General features: G+C 39.6%; 14 protein-coding genes. 3 read left to right on the top strand and 11 right to left on the bottom strand.

Features of this window, described 5'->3' with window-relative positions:
- Positions 1 to 190: 190 nt before the first annotated feature.
- From AACZ88_RS09325 to AACZ88_RS09295, 7 genes are all read right to left on the bottom strand, one after another.
- Complete coding sequence (locus tag AACZ88_RS09325; protein WP_339709183.1) at positions 191 to 1,843, bottom strand: alkaline phosphatase family protein; 1,653 nt, start codon at positions 1,841 to 1,843, stop codon at positions 191 to 193.
- Between the two features lie 144 nt (positions 1,844 to 1,987).
- Complete coding sequence (locus AACZ88_RS09320) at positions 1,988 to 3,715, bottom strand: LamG domain-containing protein (RefSeq protein ID WP_339709182.1); 1,728 nt, start codon at positions 3,713 to 3,715, stop codon at positions 1,988 to 1,990.
- A gap of 20 nt (positions 3,716 to 3,735) precedes the next feature.
- Positions 3,736 to 5,238: a SusD/RagB family nutrient-binding outer membrane lipoprotein gene (locus AACZ88_RS09315; RefSeq protein WP_339709181.1), complete on the bottom strand. Its 1,503-nt coding sequence runs from the start codon at positions 5,236 to 5,238 to the stop codon at positions 3,736 to 3,738.
- A gap of 11 nt (positions 5,239 to 5,249) precedes the next feature.
- On the bottom strand, positions 5,250 to 8,459 hold the full coding sequence (locus AACZ88_RS09310) for a SusC/RagA family TonB-linked outer membrane protein (RefSeq protein ID WP_339709180.1): 3,210 nt from the start codon (positions 8,457 to 8,459) through the stop codon (positions 5,250 to 5,252).
- A 962-nt stretch (positions 8,460 to 9,421) separates the two neighbouring features.
- Complete coding sequence (locus tag AACZ88_RS09305; RefSeq protein ID WP_339709179.1) at positions 9,422 to 10,993, bottom strand: glycosyl hydrolase family 28 protein; 1,572 nt, start codon at positions 10,991 to 10,993, stop codon at positions 9,422 to 9,424.
- Positions 10,994 to 11,013: 20 nt separating this feature from the next.
- Positions 11,014 to 12,459 (bottom strand): Gfo/Idh/MocA family oxidoreductase, encoded by a 1,446-nt coding sequence (locus AACZ88_RS09300; RefSeq protein ID WP_339709178.1) that lies wholly within the window; start codon positions 12,457 to 12,459, stop codon positions 11,014 to 11,016.
- 51 nt (positions 12,460 to 12,510) lie between these two features.
- The gene (locus AACZ88_RS09295; RefSeq protein WP_339709177.1) at positions 12,511 to 13,698 is read right to left on the bottom strand and encodes a fumarylacetoacetate hydrolase family protein; all 1,188 of its coding nucleotides are present in this window, start codon (positions 13,696 to 13,698) and stop codon (positions 12,511 to 12,513) included.
- A gap of 683 nt (positions 13,699 to 14,381) precedes the next feature.
- On the opposite strand from AACZ88_RS09295, the gene AACZ88_RS09290 reads away from it, so the two are divergent.
- Complete coding sequence (locus AACZ88_RS09290; protein ID WP_339709176.1) at positions 14,382 to 14,942, top strand: hypothetical protein; 561 nt, start codon at positions 14,382 to 14,384, stop codon at positions 14,940 to 14,942.
- Positions 14,943 to 15,103: 161 nt separating this feature from the next.
- Positions 15,104 to 15,538: a response regulator gene (locus AACZ88_RS09285; protein ID WP_339709175.1), complete on the top strand. Its 435-nt coding sequence runs from the start codon at positions 15,104 to 15,106 to the stop codon at positions 15,536 to 15,538.
- A 302-nt stretch (positions 15,539 to 15,840) separates the two neighbouring features.
- On the opposite strand, the gene AACZ88_RS09280 is transcribed toward AACZ88_RS09285, so the two are convergent.
- The 3 genes from AACZ88_RS09280 to AACZ88_RS09270 are packed head-to-tail and all read right to left on the bottom strand — an operon-like array spanning position 15,841 to position 17,294.
- Positions 15,841 to 15,972, bottom strand: coding sequence for a hypothetical protein (locus AACZ88_RS09280; protein ID WP_339709174.1), 132 nt, complete (start codon positions 15,970 to 15,972; stop codon positions 15,841 to 15,843).
- Positions 15,973 to 16,002: 30 nt separating this feature from the next.
- On the bottom strand, positions 16,003 to 16,458 hold the full coding sequence (locus AACZ88_RS09275) for a hypothetical protein (RefSeq protein WP_339709173.1): 456 nt from the start codon (positions 16,456 to 16,458) through the stop codon (positions 16,003 to 16,005).
- Between the two features lie 17 nt (positions 16,459 to 16,475).
- Entirely contained in the window at positions 16,476 to 17,294 is an 819-nt protein-coding gene (locus AACZ88_RS09270) for a glucose 1-dehydrogenase (RefSeq protein WP_339709172.1), read from the bottom strand.
- 228 nt (positions 17,295 to 17,522) lie between these two features.
- Between AACZ88_RS09270 and AACZ88_RS09265 the strand changes: the two genes are divergently transcribed.
- Entirely contained in the window at positions 17,523 to 18,014 is a 492-nt protein-coding gene (locus AACZ88_RS09265) for a ferritin-like domain-containing protein (protein ID WP_339709171.1), read from the top strand.
- A gap of 213 nt (positions 18,015 to 18,227) precedes the next feature.
- On the opposite strand, the gene AACZ88_RS09260 is transcribed toward AACZ88_RS09265, so the two are convergent.
- A complete protein-coding gene (locus AACZ88_RS09260; RefSeq protein WP_339709170.1) occupies positions 18,228 to 19,253 on the bottom strand; it encodes an AraC family transcriptional regulator in 1,026 nt (341 codons plus the stop codon).
- Positions 19,254 to 19,537 lie beyond the last annotated feature (284 nt).

Here is a 19,537-nt window from a genome sequence, read left to right as displayed (position 1 = left end):
TAAGAATTATATCCCGATTATTATTTTACTTTTTCATTTCTAGAATCCATTCAATAGCGACACAAATTTATTGCCATCAAAAAATAGTCTTCCAACGTATGCCCTACTATAATCACAATGGCTAAATGACTCACTTTACGCTATCTTCGTTTATTAAATTTTCATTCTTATTCAAAGTACCCATCAAAGTCTAATTTGAACAATCGGTATTTAGCCAAGAGCGCCCTTCAATATTCCAATCTGGCTGCACCGGTATACAGAGATGATTTAAGGCTGTTTTTACCACATCGATGGTACGGGGAGTATTGTCGTAGTTGGAAACTACAGTGATTTTATCAACAGTGGCATCCTCCCAAGCCCCCCCTGTAAGCACTCCGTCAGCCCCAAAAGGACTTGAATCTTCAATATTCTCCCCCACCCCATCCGTCAGTTTCCAATGACCGACTAAATTTTCTGCTTTTGAATGAGTGCTATCTAGCACTTTGCATTTCCAATTTTCAATATCCACCCCATTTAACAAAGTATTAAAAACACGTACTTCTGAAATATAACCACTGTACCCAAATGCACTGTTACCATCGGCACCAATCGTAAAAGGGAGGCTATTATCTATATTTCCTATTGCAGACATGGAAGCACTATTTTCTAAAACGCCATCGACATAAACCGATAGATCACCATCCCTATCAAAAGTTGCGCTGAGGGTATGCCATTCGTTATCGGTAACAACACCTGCCTCGACATCTACTCGATGACTACCATCCCCTACATTAACCTTGAAATTTTTAGTATTGGGCTTAAAAGAAAAAACATACCCGGGCAAGAGGCCACTTTCCCAATTCTTTTTAGCTACGATACTCACATCATTGGGGAGTGTGCTTCTCATGCGGCACTCTATGGAAAAGTCTTGGGCATCACCGAAGTTATGAATTTCGTTATTGGGTATTCCAATTCTTGTATCCAAATCAAAAAAAAGTTCTGTGGCGCTACCTAAACAGTTTGCTACCGGCGGAAGGGATGTTTCCGTGGTTGTTTTGGCAATCTTTTTATTCGGGACCTTGTCTCCACTAACAATCATGAACACAGTACGCTCTTCTTCCGAGTCTCCTCCATGAGTGGTACCAATTCCGCCATGATCGGTACTTACAATTATGACCCATTCCTCATCAGCATAATTACTTCGTTCCTTTAAAGCAGAAATAACTTCTCCCAACGCACTATCAACCGTTTCGATAGCATTTAAGTATGTGGTGTTATTAGGACTAAAACCCGAGTTATGACCCGCATGGTCCACATCATCAAAATGCACGAACAAGGCGCTCAAGTCGTCGATCCCAAGTTCGGCGACAGCTTTATTTTTTACATCGACACTTGAATCTTGAGTATTTCTTAGGATATCGACATTGCCTTCTGCAATATGCTCATTAATAGGAAGCCACTGCGATATGGACACCGTACGCCCATTCGGATATTTTTCCTTTACTCTTTCAAAAAAATGCGGATACTGGCTAAAATTATTTCCTGTAAACGAATTATCTATCACCTGGTGCTTGTCTTCCCAAACACCGGTCAGCATTGACGACCACCCGGGGCCACTAAATGTTGTTCCTGTATTTCTTGCATCTAAAGAGTATGTTCCGTTGGCCATCAAGGCGTCGAGGTTTGGGGTATTCGCAGTACTAAGCGCATCGGGTCTGCAACCGTCGATACCGATTACAAGTAATTTTCTAACTATAGCCTTCTCGATCGGGTCTTGTTCCGAAACTACTGACGCGTTATTTTTGGAGCACGACATTATACCGTAAAATACCAGCGCAATTATCCAGATTTTATTCTCTTTCATTTAGTTGCTTATCATAAATCGCCGTAAACCTTTAAGTTTACCCAATACCTGTTTTTGAGAAAAAAAAGAGGAGCAGTTAAAACTCCTCTTTGTTCAAAAAACTAAACTAACTCAACTCTATTTTCAACCAATTAAGTTTTGCTCTTAATTAAACAATGCGGCGACTTCTTCGTCGGTAAGGGCATAATCGTAAATTACTGCACCAGCAATCTTACCTTCGAAAAATTGGCCATAATTGCTTGTGCCATCTTGCGCTAAACGCAATGGATTACCACTTTCCGTATTCCCAACTGCGGCCATACTTGTGCTGGCTACTTCTTTACCATCTTGGTACATGACCATATTGGCATCTCTATCAAAAACCACTGTCAATAAATGCCATTGGCCATCATTAAAGCCACCGTTGAAATCGGTATCAGCCTTATTACCTTCTCCATCTGAAGTTGCCACACGCCAATTACTGCCCCTAAATGCAATGGTCAGGCCATCATTACTAGAACTGCCCCAATCTTGATCACCGATCATTACAGGATCACTATCGGAAGAAGTGGTATTTACCCAAAAAGAGATAGAATAATCACTGTCATGCCTAAATGCCAATTCTGAGTCATCAATCGTAGCATATTGATCTACCCCATTAAATGTAAACCCGAACCTATCATTCTCACTACCCGTGCCAGCTCCGCCATTGGCTACCGATAAATTTTTGACGATTCCGTCTTGGGTCTTCAATTGTACGCCGGTCAATGGTGAAGAAATGCCAGCTACCTGAGGCGCAGTCAAAACATAATCAAAAATGGAGATTTCCCCAATACTTCCTTCAAAAAATTGACCATAAGCGCCAGTACCGTCTTGCCCCACTCTAAGCGGGTTTCCACTACTTGAACTTCCGATGCCTGCCATACTCGCGGTGGCAACCGAAGCACCATCTTGATACAATGTCATGCTACCATCTCGATCAAAAGTGGTGACTATATAGTGCCAATCACCATCATTAAAGGCCCCATCATAATCAGTATCTGCTTTCGTTACACCGTCTGAAGTCGCCACGCGCCAGTTATCACCACGAAAGGCTATGGTCAGTCCGGGGTTGGAAGAACTACCCCAGTCTTGATCACCGATCATCACAGGGTCACTATCAGTTGACGTAGTATTTACCCAAAACCCAATAGAATAATCACCTTCATGCCTAAAACTCAATTCGGGAACATCTAAAATCTCTACCTGATTATCACTCCCATTAAACTCAACTATAGATCCGTATGCGGCATCTTTTACCCTAGAAGTCACTTTTTCGTCAATTGCCAAAGGAATCGTTTCGCCAGTACTTTTCTTTAAATAAACAAAAGTGTCGATCACTGCATTCGGGTCAAAGAACTTGTCTTTCTTAACTTCAAAGTTGGCGGCCCCTATTGAACCATCGACATATAGAATTTCAAATTTAAGGGTCGTTTTATCCCCTATTTCCAAGAGACCAAGTTCTTCTAAACTGGACACAAAACTTTCAGATTTAAATTTATCGCCAAAAGTTGGAAAATCTGTCAAGGTCTCCAAGACTGACAAGTCGGTTCCTAAAAGCACCTTAATTTCTGCAGGTAGTTTAGAGGTTACTACCGCCAAATCTACTGTTTGACCTTCAGAGTATGTTTCTTTTTCTTTGGGGTCATACGTTAATTCAAGTAGCTCTTCAGGCGTATAATCTTCTCCCGTAAGTGGATTCGTATGATACAGATAAAATTCAAAATTTTCCAAATATCTTTCGTCGTTCCAGCCTTCGCCCTTGTCAGAACAGCCAAAGGAAATGAACAGTACGGTCAAAAGAAATAGCGGCGCTATCCTTTTAGTTTTTCTTAATATATCTATTTTATTCATCGTAAGTTTTTTAAGGTTGGTTAATCTTGTAGAATCCATATTACCTGATCCCTATCATCTACTTCAGACCCAAACTGGGAGACCAAGGCTGCCCTATAGTTGTTTTTGTTGTTCAAATCCTCCGATTCCGGATATGTCCATCGCACAGCATATTTGTCGATACTATTATGTTCTTGGGTAAATAAGTATTCAGGCACCCCGGTTCTACGGGTTGTAAAGAACGATTCATGATCTGAATTCTCGGCAAATGCCAAGTACTTCTGTTCCAAGATTCTAGTCAAACCTGCTTCCCCGGCTAAATAGGGCTGTTTATCTGATAAATAACTGCTTATTTCAGCAGGATCTACACCATAAAATTCCATTGAGGCAGTTATGCCATTATCATAATGTGTACTTGCATCGACCGATATCCAACCGCGATGGGCTGCTTCTGCAATGTGCAATTCTTGTTCCCAATAACTCATTAGAATACCCGGTTGCCCCACATAGTTCCAATATCTCTCATCATTTGGAAAAGAAAAGTCGCCATCTAACTTTTTAGACGAATTCTCTGTTGCCGACCCTGAAATATCAGCTCCTGCATACGCGTTATAATCGGCCCTGACCGCGGCTTCGTTTCCGGGGTTGGCATCAAGGGCATCTTTTGTGGGATCTGCCACTTTCATTAGCCTCGGGTCTTCATTATTTATAAGAATATTCAAATATGTACTTGTTAGTACTACGGCCTCTTTTCGAACGGCTTCATCAGGATTGTACGTTTGTCTAAAACCGTCTTCATTACTATACTCCAATTGGGCATTATCTACCAAGCCCGATAAGAGCGGATAATTACCAGGATTATTAATAATCGTCGCAAAACGTTCTTTCACATTCAATCCTGCTTCATTCTCTTTCTTGCTCAGTGAAATCAAGACCCTAAGTGAATATGCATTTATCAGTTTCTGCCATTGTTTTAAATCTCCACCGTAATAGGGATCGCCATCGATTGTAACCCCGGGATTCTCTAAAATATAAGCCCCTAGCTCTTGATTCGCCTCATTCAACCAATCAAGACATTGTATATAAATCGATTTTTGGGAATCATATTTTGGCTGCGGAATATCAATACCTTGACCAGCTTCCGACATAGGGATATCTCCCATTCGCCTAGTCATTTCAATAAAAGTTCTAGCTTTCAGGAATTTTCCAAGAATGATATAGGCAGGAGCGCCAGCCGCCTCAGCCTCTTCGGTCATTTGAATGATGTTTCTTAATGTTGAATAATCGAAAGACCCATCATACCCATCATTAAAATTTGGTGAAAACACATTATCAGTAGCAATCCACATATGGTATTGCATTTTCTCATAAGTTCCACTGAAGGAGCTGGTCGGCCCCGGAACGATTTGGGTAAAAACTAAACTGGGAGGTACTGAATTGGGTTCATTGGGATTATCTCTTAAATCCTCATAGTCTAAACAACTGTTTAAGGTCGCAAAGAGCACCATCACCATAGTTGACTTAAAAATTATATTTTTTATCATGATTAACAGTATTAAAATGAAACATTTAGATTAAAACCAACCGATCTTTGAGAAGGCAGTTGCAACCCCGTATCGCCTTGATTTAAAGTATAGGTATCTAGGTCTCCATAATAGTGATCCTTTGTCCAATACAATAAGTTTCTACCTATTAGAGAAAGTGAGGCAGAATCAAAAAAGGTTTTATCTAATATTTTGGATGTAAAATTATACGTTAACGCTACCTCCCTAAGCTTAATAAAGGTTTTGTCTTTAATAACACTGGGCCAATCTGCTTTATACCGGCTAGCCCAAGATTGGTAGTCAACCATGTAGGTGCTGGGTTCAAACACCCTGGTATCTGTTAAGATATTTCCGTCAGGGTCATATGTAACATCACCAGATACTATGGTAACACCTTCAATTTGCATGGTTTTGGCATCGCCTCCATTTACATAGGCAATATTCGACAATTCCCTTTCAGGGTGAATGGCATCGGGGTGGCCTCCCGCCCTCCAAAGGTCGCGCTCATAAGCATCTTGTGTTATACCACCAAATCTACCATCAAACAAAAAACTAAGCGTTAGATCTTTATACGATATCGAATTATTAATACTTGCGATAAAATCTGGTTGTGTATTTCCGGTATTCACCTTAAAGTCTGTTCTTTTTGGCAAACCATTTTCATAAATGATCAGGTCACCATCCGGGGATTTTTCCCATACATAATACCAGTAATCACCAATGGGCGTGCCCACTTTTGTTCTAAAATTAGCATCTGATTCGCCCTCCCATTCCGGCACTGTACCATCGGGCAATGGAGGCAGTGAGGTTAGGTAGTTTTTAGATTTGTCAAAATTAATAATGGCGTTCCAATTGAAATTTTTTGTTCGTATCGGTGAGGCGGTGATCGAAAAGTCGAGTCCTTTTCGTTCCGTAGTTCTTCCGTTCAACAAGATTCCACTATAGGCGGAAGCATCGGAAAATGGTTGCGTAAAGATTTGTGGACCATTTTGATTTCTATAATATGAAAAATCGATACCCAATCTGCTTTTGAAGAATTTCATCTCAAATCCGTATTCATAAGAATTTGTAAAGGACGGCTGTAAATTGGGATTCTCTAAAGTACCGGGATAATTTGCGGTAGGTAAATTTCTATATCTATCCGTAGAATACGAATTCGTAGCTTCGTAAATGCCTAAATCGCCCCCAACCTGGGCATAAGCCGTTCTTAACTTTAAATAACTGACAAAATCTGGAAATTTAATCATATCGCTAAGCACGATACTCGAATATATTGACGGATAGAAAAAGGTATCGTTTGCCTCTGGCAGTGTCGAAGATTTATCGACCCTTCCTGTCATTCCAAAAAATATCTGATTTTTATAAGAGAAATCAAAAACCGCATAGGCACTGTAGACTCCTTGAGACTCCTTTGAACTGGTGGGTGTCACCTGATCAACTGAATTTTGAAGCGTAAAAACCTCAGGTACAATAAGCTGGGTAGTACTTGCGCTTTCTCTCTGCATATTGTAATAGCGCTGATTACCCCCTAGAGTGGCCTCTAAAGAAATATCATCGTTAAAGAATTGGTCGCTATAGGTTATTAGAAAATCTGTATTGTTTTCAAAATAACGCGATGCATTGTACCTAAATCGCCCTCCCCTGTCTGGAATATCGTAGTTGTAGATATCTTTGGAAATTTCTTCGTTATCGGTCAAGGAATATGTACTAAGCGAACTTCTTACAAAGGCATTCACCTTATCGGAAATCTTAAAATTCACTTTACCGTAGGTAAGTATATCATGCTTCGTCCATGGCTTTTTCCAATTATAAGCCAAGGCATACGGATTATTATAGCGCCAGTTCTCTACAAAATCTTGCTTTATACCTTCCTTTCCCGGAACCCATACATGTTCAAGATTTCTGACATCGAAATTTGCCCCTCCCCAAATACTCAATAAATAAATAGGCGAAGTAGGACCATAGCTACCCCGTATTCTATTGTCTGAATATTGGTAATTGTATTGCAACGATGCATCGACCGTAATAACGTCGGATACATTCAAATTACCAGCAAGTCTAATGGTATTAATATCTAATTTTTGACCTGGAATAGAGCCTTTGGCATATTTATAGGTATCGGAAATAATAAAACTACCTTTTTCAGAACTCGAACGCACGGTAACATTATTAGAAGTAACCAGGCCGGTTTCCACAAAATTTCCGAGGTTATCAGGGCCTCTCGACACCCAAGGTGTAGCAATACGCTCCCCAGTCTCGGGATCAATCGGGGAGTCAGATTGTTTGATAAGCCTACCATCAAATTTTGGGCCCCATATCGAATAATCAAAATCATTGACACCACCACCACCGGCTGCCCCGGTACCAAACTCATATCGTCCTGTATTTCCTGGGCCATATTGCGTCTGTGCCTTTGGAATTCTTAAAAAGCCCGTTTGAAAAGTTGTTGAGCTATTTACAGAGATGACCGTACCGTCTGTACCTTTTCCCGTTTTCATTGTTATCTGTAGGGCTCCGTGTTTACCTAACGAACCGTATAAGGCAGATGCAGCTGCCCCTTTAAGTACATTGATATTATCAATATCATCTGAACTGATATTCCAAAAATCGGTATTTGGCTGTGGCACACCATCAATTACCAATAAGGGACGCTCTCCTCTTAAGAAAATACTTGGATCGGAGAAAAAATCAGCCCCATTACTAATAACGGTAAGTCCGGCAACTTTACCCGACAAAGACTCCAACGCATTGGGAGTAATTGCCTTTTGAATGGATACTCCTTTAACCTCTTGAGTCGCATAACCAATACGTTTTTTACTTTTCTTTATTCCCAATGCGGTCACTACAACCTCTTCCAACTCGCTACTTGCAGTATCTAACGTAACAATTATCTGAGTTTGATCGGCTATCGCAATTTCTTTTGATTCGTACCCTATATACGACACGACAATAATATCGCCACTTGATACCGCTATGCTAAAGTTTCCGTCAAAATCACTCACCACACCTTCTGTAGTGCCTTTAATTACAATCGACGCGCCCGGCAACGGAAGATTCTGATCATCCATCACGGTTCCTTCAAGTGTTCCCTGAAAGCGCATTTCCGAAACTGTGGAGAAATCCATTTTCGCAATTGGGGCATCACCCGAAATATTGGCCGAAAGCACCTGTGTCATTCCTGTAAATAGCAGCAGGAAGTATCTGATTTTACTTTTGTTCATTGTTGTTAGAATTTGGTTGGTTCATAAATGTTAAAAAGCCTTCGATTTCAAAATTTACTAATAGTATAATTTTGTGACTAAATATAATAATATTTTTCATATAAGTAATTTTTTTTGCAAATAAAGGGGGTATTTTTTATTTGAAGTTAAATTTTTTAACATCAAAATATTATGCTTTTGTTAAGGATATATCACCCAGAATACGTTTAAGGCCTTCAAACCAAGGAAAGAAAAGCAGGTACGATGCTAAATATGAATTAAATAAGGTCAAACCAACAGTTAGGAGCGGCCCTTGAAGTTTATGATTGTTCGACCCAAATAAAAAGTGCACTACAAAAAGATTATAGTGTATAAAAACCTTCCCTCTTTGTCCGGTGCTGCACCCACCCATACTTGGCCAGTTCACCAATTGATAACGGACTGCAGTACATACTGCCTTTCTAGACCAGGTCGTTACTGTAGATTATCTTTCCGAGGTCGAGTTTATTGGGCTCGGTTTCCCCGTTACTCTCCGCTGAAATATCAGACCCAGTTCCGATTTGCCATAGCCTTCAGGAATTTAGGAGATATTATCCGTTTCATTTGCTACTGGTCGTAGACCGAAATCGTGGTTGGCGTACAAACTGGAGAAGGTCAATGTGCATCGATAAACCGTCTTACCTCTGAGTCGAATTTATCAAAATCGGGAATCTTTGTGTTGGACTCAACGGTTAGTTATATGTGGCTATACCACAATCGACTAAAATATAAACAATACAAGAGGTAGATCGTGGGTTTCTTATTTTCGAAACACCCCAACAATATCAATATTCACAACAATAAATAAGCGATATTCTTTGAGGTTTTCATAAGACAAAAAATTTTATTCTTTTAGTATAGCATTCACATACAAATTGAATACACCCACTTTATTTTAATAGTAGTAGTAGTAGTAGTAGTAGTAGTAGTAGTAGTGAACCTTGTTACTTTTGTAATTCAACCCCGTGTATGCCTGAATTTTTACCAAAAGACATCACTTTTTCCAATTCAAGTCCATCTACAGAAAGTTTGCTCACTTTCATACCCTTAACATCCTTAATAACAAATTGCTCATTATCGGATAGCGATGTGATGCTACCACCGTCGATTTTCAACCCTTTTACATCATCAAAAACATAGGCCGGACGAAAATCTTCCTCTCTAACGCTCAACCTTACATTGTTCATTTCCAGTCCACTAGCGTGTCTCACATAAAATCCCCAAGATGGGAGCTCACCAAACATAGAAAATTCAGGATACGAGGAGGCTTTTTCAGGTATTGAGTTAAGGCGCCAAACCGGTACATGGGCATATCCTTTATTCCCACGTCCGGGATACGAAATAGCGATGTTTTCCAAGGTAATATTTTCAACATCATGCCCAGGCAACCCAGAAATTGAGGCCGGAAAAACGTTGTGAAAAAATGGCGGTTCCGGGCCTCTAATTTTATATTTAAGGTCTGGCTTGGCGAACGGGATATGCACGTTCAAATTTTTGATCTTTATATTTTTGATCGCACCTACTTTACCATCTACATTTCTATGCCCAAGTTTAATAAATAGGGCATTCCCCGTAGTGGTCGCAGATACATTGGTAACCGCTACATTTTCTATGGTGCCACCGTCAACCGCTTCAAGAGCTATAGCGGATCGAAAAGTATCAAAAATTGTTATGTTCGCTATTGTAATATTCTTGAATCCCCCAACGGAGGCGGTACCAAATTTTATTGCACTGGCACTGGATCGTATAATACAATTAGCGATATAAATACTATCGTTCATGAAACCCTTTGTATGCGATTTAAGACATATTCCATCATCGGCCGCATTTACATAACAGTTGGTTATGCGAACATTTTTGCAGTCACTAATATCCATGCCATCATTGTTCCAATAGGCATCACTATCGACCTGAATATTATCGATAATCAGATTTGTACACTTGTCATATGTCTGCACCCAACAAGCCGCATTCTTCAACGTTATACCAGATATCGTTATATTTTCGCTGTTCACTACTTCAATAAGTTGTGGTCGCATAACCTCACTTGGCCTGTTCCTACGAAGGTTATAATTGGTACTATCGAGTTTTCCTATATGAAAAAGGCTGTCCACTTTTAACGCCAAGTCTTGACCCTGACCATCAATAGTGCCTTCCCCGGTAATGGCAATATGATTCTGGCCATCTGCCAAAACCAGTGATTTCCATCGATTTATTCCCTTATAATCATAGGGGTTCGTACTTCCCAGAAGTATGGCATCTTTCTTCAGGTGTAGCTCAACCCCTGTTTTAAGTACGATACTGCCAGTTAGAAAAACACCTTCGGGTACAACCACCTTTCCACCACCTTTTTTATGGGCAGTATCAATGGCTGATTGAATTGCGGATGATGCCAACATTTTTCCACCATTCATGGCCCCGAAGTCTGTTATAGTATACTCTTGAGCCAAGATTCCTGTCGAAGCGAACAGAGTCAGAAAGCCAGTAATTAATTTCCTTAATACAAAGCGGCCCATAAAACTTGAAATATCAATTTTTAGAGTTTATAAAATTCCTCCCACTCTTTGCGTGGCGGTGCACCTACCAGTAATTGGTTCGCCAGTTTATTATTGGTGATACGCTTCTTCTTTCTATCAAATTTCAACTTTGTGTTGAGTCGCTGTGCAATAGTTCCCAAGCAAAAAACTTGGCTCAGCGGAGCTGAAATCTCGAATGGGGAACGGGTTGTTTCCATACCTCGACAAGCTAAAGCAAAATTCTCAAAATGATTCGAAGGGCTTTCAGGCACCACGGGTAACTTCGACGCCATATCATTAGCCGCTTCCTCAGGAATAATTGAAAGAGCACTACCATGCGTTCCACCTTTAAAGGTCAAGTCTTTACTGTAGATTATCTTACCCGGGTTGAGCTTATTGGGTTTTATTTTTCCGTTGCTCGCAGCTGGAATATTTGGGTCCAGTTCCGATTTACCATAGCCCTCAGGAATCTCTGGAATATTGTTCATCCCATCATACCATGATATCGTTACTGCCGGCATTTTTTTTCGCTTGGGAAATTTAAAGTCAAGGGTAGATGCCTGCGGATAAAATAATGGATTATGGCCTTCAATTTTTACAGGATCGATTACCGATGGCAAGCCTAGATCTAAAAACTCATGCATCGTATCCATAATATGTGCACCCCAATCGCCTAAGGCACCCATTCCGAAATCGTACCAACACCTCCATTGGCCATTTATAAAATCTTCGTGATAACCGTGATGTTTAGCCGTACCCAACCAAGTATCCCAATCTAAGGTAGCCGGTATGTTTTGAGCTTCGGGAAACTCCTTCATTGATGTATCCCAGCCGTGCCAGCGTCTTCTACCGTTCATATGTGCAGTTACCTTGGTCACATCTTTTATAATTCCGTTTTCAACCCAACTCTTAAACTGAAAATAGTTCTCTCCCGAATGTCCTTGATTACCCATTTGGGTTATTACATTATATTTTTTAGCGGCGCCCATTAAAAGCTCAGATTCTTCAAAGGTGCGCGAGAGTGGCTTTTCTACATAAACATTTTTACCTAAAGACATGGCAAGCATGGCTATAGGAAAATGCGAAAAATCAGGCGTACCAATACATACGGCATCTAAATCGCCTGCGGTGGCATCCAACATTTTACGAAAATCTTGAAATCTAGGCACATCAGGAAATGCCTCAAGGTTCTTCAACGTGTGCTTGCCCCCCATATCGGTATCACAGAATACTGCAACGTTTACCATACCTGTTTTCACAAATTCATTGAATATTTGCCCCCCACGATTGCCTATACCGCAAAAACCCATATTTACCTTGTCATTTGGCAATACGGTTCCTTTCTTTACCACCTCCCCTTTGCTGTTGTAGGTTGCTTTTTTCCCAAAAACTACATGATTTGGCAGTATGGTAACGGCTCCGAAAGCCATCGCACTTTTTTTAATAAAACTTCTTCTCTTTGTCATTTACAGATAATTTACAATGGTATTCCCTAAATTAAAACTAAACTCATTGGCTTATGCCAAACTTCTTTTTGTATGGAACTCTAAAAAGGATGAAATTCCCCATTCCCAAGGTGCTATTTTATCACAATCATTTACCCAATTGGCCAAAGTGCCTAAATGTTCCGAAAAGATTTCGACCTTGTCACCTACCTTATGGGTGAACCCGTTGCCCGGAATATTGCGGTCTTTTGTAGGCGCGAACATCGTTCCACAAAAAAGAACCAGTCCGTCAGGGTACTGATGATTTTTACCTATGGCCTGTTTCACAAGTTTTTCTGGCGCCCTACTAATTTTACCCATTGGTGAAGACGCCTGAAGCTCAAAGCCATCAACACCGGTAATTTTTAAATTGATGGTTTCCTTTTTGATGGTCTCCAAGGTAAAAGTATCATCAAACAATCGTATTAACGGCCCTATGGCGCAAGAACCGTTCTGATCTTTTGCCTCTCCCAAGAGCAGTGCACTTCTACCCTCATAATCTCTAAGGTTTACATCGTTGCCAAGGGTGGCCCCAATGATTTTGCCTTCTTTAGATACGGCCAAAACCACTTCGGGCTCGGGATTGTTCCAATTAGAATCTCCTAAAACTCCGATTTCCGCACCATATCCTACAGATGATAAAGGCTGGCTTTTAGTGAATATTTCAGCATCTTTCCCTATTCCAACCTCTAAATATTGTGACCACAACCCTTGATTCTGAAGCTCTTCCTTTAAGAGCATTGCATTATTTGAACCGGGTACAACAGTGCTCAAATCTTCACCAATTCTATCGATGATTACGGCACGTAATTCAGAAGCCTTACTAGCGTCTCCCTTTGCTTTTTCTTCAATGACCCTCTCGAGCAAACTTTCAATAAAGGTAACGCCACAGGCTTTCACGGCCTGAATGTCATTGGGCGCAATAAAATAAGGCAAATCACTTTTTCGGACAGAGAAAATAGAATTTTCAAGGATGTCGGTTAACTTGCCCAAACTCTTCAACTGTTCTAATTTCCGTAGTTTGGAGATGATATTCGGAGTATTGATAAGCTGTGCCGTTGAGTTAAAATATTCTGATAAATCGAAAACCTCGTTGTTCTTCACCAAAACGACATGGGGTCCGGCAATACCTTTATATGCGTATGTCTCCGATACAAAACATCTACCTACATAAATACCCCTATGTGCCAAATTCGGTATCACTTTATCCATTTCTCGCATAATTGCCTTTTTGTTGATTCGAAGAGCGCCTAAAATTAACATTATTTTTCAATTGACAAATGGTTAATAGGTGCTTTCGAGTTCATGAATCTTCTTTTAGAGCAAACCTACTCACGTCACCATAACTATTTTTAATATAAATTATAAAACCCGCCAAAATGTTAACTACCTATGAAGAGTGTATCAAAGCCTGTCAAGAATGTTTAATAGACTGTAAGAATTGCTTGATTCAAATGGCGGGCAAAGAAAGTATGAATGACTGCCCTACCTGTTGTATACTTTGTATGGAAACCTGCAATGCATGTATTTCCCATTTATTGGCCAATAGTCCGTTTACGAAGGAATATTGCCAATTATGTTCTGAAATATGTGAATGGTGTGCAGAACAATGCGGACAACACCCGCATGAACACTGTGCCAAATGTGCGGAATCTTGTACAATCTGTGCAGAGGCTTGCAGAAAGATGGCTAAAAACTAAATTGTTTTCTAGCTGCATCGAACCTATAAATAGCACTAGCGCTACGAACATGCTATGCCGGTATTTGGTGCAGCATAGGGGTGATACCCTAAGGTAATGATAGAGTGCCCATTCACGCTGCAATACGGCCAATTTATTATGCGATAAAGTCAACCCTAACAGCACCGAAGATTTACCTTTATTAAAAGTTGAAAAACAATTAGAATGAAACCACAAGGAATTTTAATCGCATTATTGTTGACCGTCTTTTTTTCGTGTAAAAGCGTTAAAGACAAAAAGGCCAAAGATAGTTTGGCGAACACCCAAACCGTAGATGGTAAAACAACATACAATGAAGAGGCATCATCTGAGAATACCCCGAAAACCGGAAACGTTTTAGCGGCTAATAGAGGCACTACTGGAGCCGATTTAAACCTTGCCGATCAAACTTCGAGTTCGACCAGGGACCAACACACCAACGAGAACATCGAAGGAACGAGCATAACCAGCGGAAATATTGTCAATCAGAGTAGTGGGTCAACCGGGGCGGCATCAAATGCCATGATGAACGCAGCAAGCAACATTGACACCGAAACCACTAATTTTGAAAAAATGTATACGGATCTTAAAATGACCGAAGCACAAATTCAACAATTTAGAACCGCAATGAGAAATTATAAGCCCACGGAAGGAAGAGACTTAGAGGATGATCAAGACAAAAAATTAGAATCTATTCTTTCGGAGTCACAGTACGAAGCGTATGTAAAATGGAAAAAAAATCATTAAGCGCCAAAACATCACAAATTTCGGAAACGACAGGTATCGATGATTGCAGCGTTCAACAAACAGGAGCCACTTTCAACGTTGGCAACAATATGTGCCCATAACCAAATCATATTACATAGTAATTTTAACTTTTTAATATACACATGCAACGTACTTCTAACATGAAAGAAAAACCTCGTTATATCTATTTAGTAGATGATGACAAAGACGACCGGGAACTATTTTCCGAAGCTCTTGGAGAGACATCGCTTAAAACTAAAATAGCGACCTTTAATAACGGAGTCGATTTAATGGCAAACCTTTTAGACAATGATCAAAACTTACCTGACGTGATTTTTCTCGATTTGAATATGCCACTTATGAATGGAGAGGAATGCTTGGCCGACATTCGGCGTGAGCCCCAACTTTATGCTATTCCCATAGTTATTTACTCCACATTTTTTGACGAATACAAGGTGGAACTCTTGCAACAAAAAGGTGCAGATCGTTATTTGCAAAAACCGTCATCGTACGATCAGTTAAAGTATTTTATCGAACGTACCATTATTTCCCTAGAAAAAGGGAATACCGACTTGCCAGAGTTTGTAATCAAATAATCAATTCCTACAACCCAAGTAGCGGTACTATTTATTCGATAACTGGTAACCACCTTTTGAATGTAACCGCTACCCTTTAAAAAACATTGCATTTTATGCTTTTAAAAGAGAAAGGGAATGCGCCCCCGCATTCCCTTTCCAAACCTTCATACAAATCACTTCTATTAATAAAAGTGAAATCTTAACCTACATATGAGTAGCTAAAGTATCATTTGTGGCCTAACCAGATTGATTCAATACCTCTAAGTTTTAACACAAATGATGTTCTCATCAGGATAACCATCCGCACTTGATCCAACTGGTCAATTTAGAACATAGCCTAATAACCAATATAAAATTATAAATACGATTACCGCTCCGACACAACCACATTTACCACCACCGATTTTTTTTGCTCCCCAACCGGCAAGAAGTACTCTTATTAATTTTTTCATTCCTTATATATTTTTAAAATCCTATTGCACTCACATAGTTCCGACTATGGTTCTTAAGTCTGCTTTTGATTTTTGAAGATCATTATTCAATTCTTCGGCCTGTGATTGTAATATGGCTTTTGTTACATCAGGAATATAAAGGCCCAAAACTTCTTGGTACAAAATAAGAAGCTCTTGCTCTTTTTGAACAATCAGGGTATCTACCTCGACATCTGTCAAATTGCCTTCTAATATTTGAAATTCCATTTTTTCAAATATATGCTGGTCATTGGGGTTTTCTAACCTATTGCTTCCATTTACAGTTTCCATTTCATCTTCAAGAATACTGACAAATGCCTTCAACCTAAAATACTGTTTTTTAAAGAAGTGCTGCTTGTGCGGATACCTATCAGAGGTTACAAACACACTATATGCTTTCTTGGCCGCTCTAATTTCTGCAAGAAGATTTTCGGCCCTATCTTCCCATCTTTCGCTATTTTTTTTCATACTAATTGGTTAAATATTTATCCATTTGTTGTGAAACCCGGATAACAAGTCATACCCCCATCTACAAAAATGGTCGTACCATTGATATACTCCGATTCATCTGAAGCCAACCAACTGGCTACACTTCCTATATCTTCAGGTATTCCGATTCTTTTGTAGGGAATTAGCTTTAACAAATCATCCATTCCTTTTTTTGAACTCCATACTGCTTTATTGATGTCAGTTTTGATTGCTCCTGGGGCGATACTGTTGCAGCGTATTTTTTGGTGGGCATATTCTTGACAGATGCTTTCCATAAGCATTAAAAGCCCCCCTTTAGAGGCGGCATAATTTGCATGGCCGGCCCAAGGAATTTCCTCGTGTACCGAACTTATGTGTATAATTTTTCCTAGCGATTTGGAAACATCTTGACGCATGCCTCTTTTAAGAAATTCAGATATTGCTTCTTTTGCAACCAAAAATTGTCCCGTCAAATTCACATCAATGACCTTTTGCCAGGCGGCCAATGGCATCTCATGAAGCGGATAATCTTCTTGAATTCCCGCATTGGCAACACAAACGTCGACCGTACCAAAATGATCGATTGTTTTTTTGAACATTGCCCTTACCTCATCTTCTTTACTAACATCGCATTGAAAGCTTATGGCATTTCCACAGGAAGCATTTTTAGCTATCCAATCGGCGACCTCGTCTGCTCCTTCTTTATCTTTGCGATAGTTGACGACCACATTACCCCCTTCCATTCCCATAGCCTTGGCTATAGCCGCTCCGATACCGGAACTTGCACCCGTTACAATACAGGTTTGGTCTTTCAATCTTTCGTTCGGCTTTTGCATGTTTTTAAAGGCTTTATAGTTAAAATTACACAAAAAGGGAATCGCAAGGAAAAGAGAAAAGCGTTCGAAGTAAAATAAGTATGGATTGCATTAAAAAACACATTCCTCCCTCCCCCCATCAAACCAAATTATTTTAGAATCAATGTTTTAGCCTATCAAGGCAAGGCTTCCCTATTTTACACCTTACATTAGTATATAAGATTAATCAACAAGTGAATACGGTTAACTATGAAAACATTGGAAGATTTATTTGAACATCAGCTTAAAGACTTATATAGTGTAGAAATTCAATTGGTCCCGGCCTTATCGACGATGGCAAAAATGGCCAGCGATTACAAACTTAGAAGAGCATTCGAAAATCATTTGAGGGAGACCAAAGAGCAAAAGAACCGCTTGGAGGCAATTTTAGATGAGCTGCATATCACACCTCAAGAAGCCACCTGCAAAACGATGGAAGGACTTATCAAAGAGGTCAAAATATTCATTAGCCAAGCGGAAGATGACGAAGTGATAGATATCGGCCTGATGGCAGAGGCCCAACGCGTAGAACATTATGAAATTTCAGGATATGGAACGGCCATTCGTTATGCCCGGGAATTGGGTTACCGAGCTATTGCCAACAAGTTACAAGACAGTTTAAACGAAGAATACGATGCCGATAACATCATGGGTAAATTGGCGGAAGTCCGGTTAAATAAAAAAGCGATTAACGAAATTTAAAAACCATTTTATGGTCTAATCGTTCCGACAATTTCCTTGGAGTCAAATTATAAATCATTTTGTTCCCCACGGAAGAAGACTACCTCTTATTTTTGCTTATGGCACGACATTTACTAATATTCAGCTAAAAAAATATGTTTAGTAGCGCAAGGTATAACCATAAAAAAAACCAGCCTGTTATAGACTGGTTTCTTGGGGGATCTTAAAATTTGTTTATGCCATAACAGCTACGCTGTTTTGATTGTCTTTATATTGTTTCGGACTACAGTTATACTTTTGCTTAAATATTTTCGAGAAATAGCTTCGACTTGTAAAACCAATACTATAAACTACCTCGGAAATGTTCAAATCAGTGTTCTTAATAAGCTCTTCCGATTTCTTAATACGTACCTCTCTAATATAGTCAGTTACCGTACGGCTATGCATCAGTTTAAAACCTTCCTGTAATTTTGATGGGGAAAGGCCAGACTTGCGACTCAATTTCTTAATGCACAATTGCGTTTCGGGATAGTTATTTATAAATTTGGAAAGTTCACGAACCGCATCCATTTCTTTAAGGCTCAATGAGCCTGTTTTATTAGCTTCACTTTCGAGATCATCGGAATGCTGTTGCATTTCCAAAGCCAAAATCATGTGCACGAACCCTTCAATCAACAAACTTCTGACAATTCCTTTTTGTGAAATAGCATTCAGTTCTTCAAACTTCTCGGCTATTTTAAGGTTGTACGAACCGATATAGAGGGAGTTTTCAGAAACATTGTCCTTATAAAACAGTTGCTTCATTCTATAATTATAAGAATTCTTTTTCGTTGCGGCGGCGTTAGAAGTACTGACCACGATGAGTGATGTTTTAAGGTTTACATCTTTCTTAAAGTACAGTACGTTATCTTGATATGCCTCATTTGTTAAAATTCCAGTTTGAAAAGTCTCCAACTCACGTACGGGGCCAGACTGGCCAAAACTATGACCTACCTTTCCTTTAGAACAATAGGCAAAGCAGATAGGGGCATGCTCGGGTGTTTGTGTGACCAAGACAAAATCTTCCGAAAAAACCATGTCGAACTCCAAATATGACAAGCCTCCTTTAAAGGTCTGTCCCTTTATTTGTCCACATCCTATTTCGTTATCTAAACTTAAAATATGTTCTTTTGAATCTACCTTCAAAAGTCCTCCCAGACTCTCTTGAAGTTGATTTAACATTACTTTTATCTTGGCTGTTTCTAAAACTATTGATTTCATGGTGTTGTTTTTTTTAAAAGTTAATAATTCAAAGACCTCATCTACTTATTCCGAAGTACTTGCATAATGGCTATGATTACGGCCACTGCCAATAAAATATGAATAACGATTCCCAAACTGAACATAAAAAAGCCTACCGCCCAACTTATCAAGCACAATACAATTATTAAATAAAGTATTTTAGACATTGGCTTGAACTGGTTTCATGGCTTCATTGGTGCTTGGGTTCGATCACTCAAGGGACTTCTGGATTGATTCGTCATTCCCATAATGAAATTATCCGT

Source organism: uncultured Kriegella sp. (assembly GCF_963975415.1).
In the GTDB taxonomy this organism is placed as follows: Bacteria; Bacteroidota; Bacteroidia; order Flavobacteriales; family Flavobacteriaceae; genus Kriegella.
The sequence above is the reverse complement of the archived record's forward strand: the minus strand, read 5'-3'. Positions and strand labels throughout refer to the sequence as shown.

Excerpts from the sequence above, each read along its gene's own strand:
- AACZ88_RS09265 (WP_339709171.1), top strand. The coding sequence starts at position 17,523 with ATGAAAACATTGGAAGATTTATTTGAACATCAGCTTAAAGACTTATAT.
- AACZ88_RS09275 (WP_339709173.1), bottom strand. The coding sequence starts at position 16,458 with ATGAAAAAAAATAGCGAAAGATGGGAAGATAGGGCCGAAAATCTTCTT.
- AACZ88_RS09295 (WP_339709177.1), bottom strand. The coding sequence starts at position 13,698 with ATGCGAGAAATGGATAAAGTGATACCGAATTTGGCACATAGGGGTATT.
- AACZ88_RS09270 (WP_339709172.1), bottom strand. The coding sequence starts at position 17,294 with ATGCAAAAGCCGAACGAAAGATTGAAAGACCAAACCTGTATTGTAACG.
- AACZ88_RS09325 (WP_339709183.1), bottom strand. The coding sequence starts at position 1,843 with ATGAAAGAGAATAAAATCTGGATAATTGCGCTGGTATTTTACGGTATA.
- AACZ88_RS09305 (WP_339709179.1), bottom strand. The coding sequence starts at position 10,993 with ATGGGCCGCTTTGTATTAAGGAAATTAATTACTGGCTTTCTGACTCTG.
- AACZ88_RS09315 (WP_339709181.1), bottom strand. The coding sequence starts at position 5,238 with ATGATAAAAAATATAATTTTTAAGTCAACTATGGTGATGGTGCTCTTT.
- AACZ88_RS09310 (WP_339709180.1), bottom strand. The coding sequence starts at position 8,459 with ATGAACAAAAGTAAAATCAGATACTTCCTGCTGCTATTTACAGGAATG.
- AACZ88_RS09320 (WP_339709182.1), bottom strand. The coding sequence starts at position 3,715 with ATGAATAAAATAGATATATTAAGAAAAACTAAAAGGATAGCGCCGCTA.
- AACZ88_RS09290 (WP_339709176.1), top strand. The coding sequence starts at position 14,382 with ATGAAACCACAAGGAATTTTAATCGCATTATTGTTGACCGTCTTTTTT.
- AACZ88_RS09260 (WP_339709170.1), bottom strand. The coding sequence starts at position 19,253 with ATGAAATCAATAGTTTTAGAAACAGCCAAGATAAAAGTAATGTTAAAT.
- AACZ88_RS09280 (WP_339709174.1), bottom strand. The coding sequence starts at position 15,972 with ATGAAAAAATTAATAAGAGTACTTCTTGCCGGTTGGGGAGCAAAAAAA.
- AACZ88_RS09285 (WP_339709175.1), top strand. The coding sequence starts at position 15,104 with ATGAAAGAAAAACCTCGTTATATCTATTTAGTAGATGATGACAAAGAC.
- AACZ88_RS09300 (WP_339709178.1), bottom strand. The coding sequence starts at position 12,459 with ATGACAAAGAGAAGAAGTTTTATTAAAAAAAGTGCGATGGCTTTCGGA.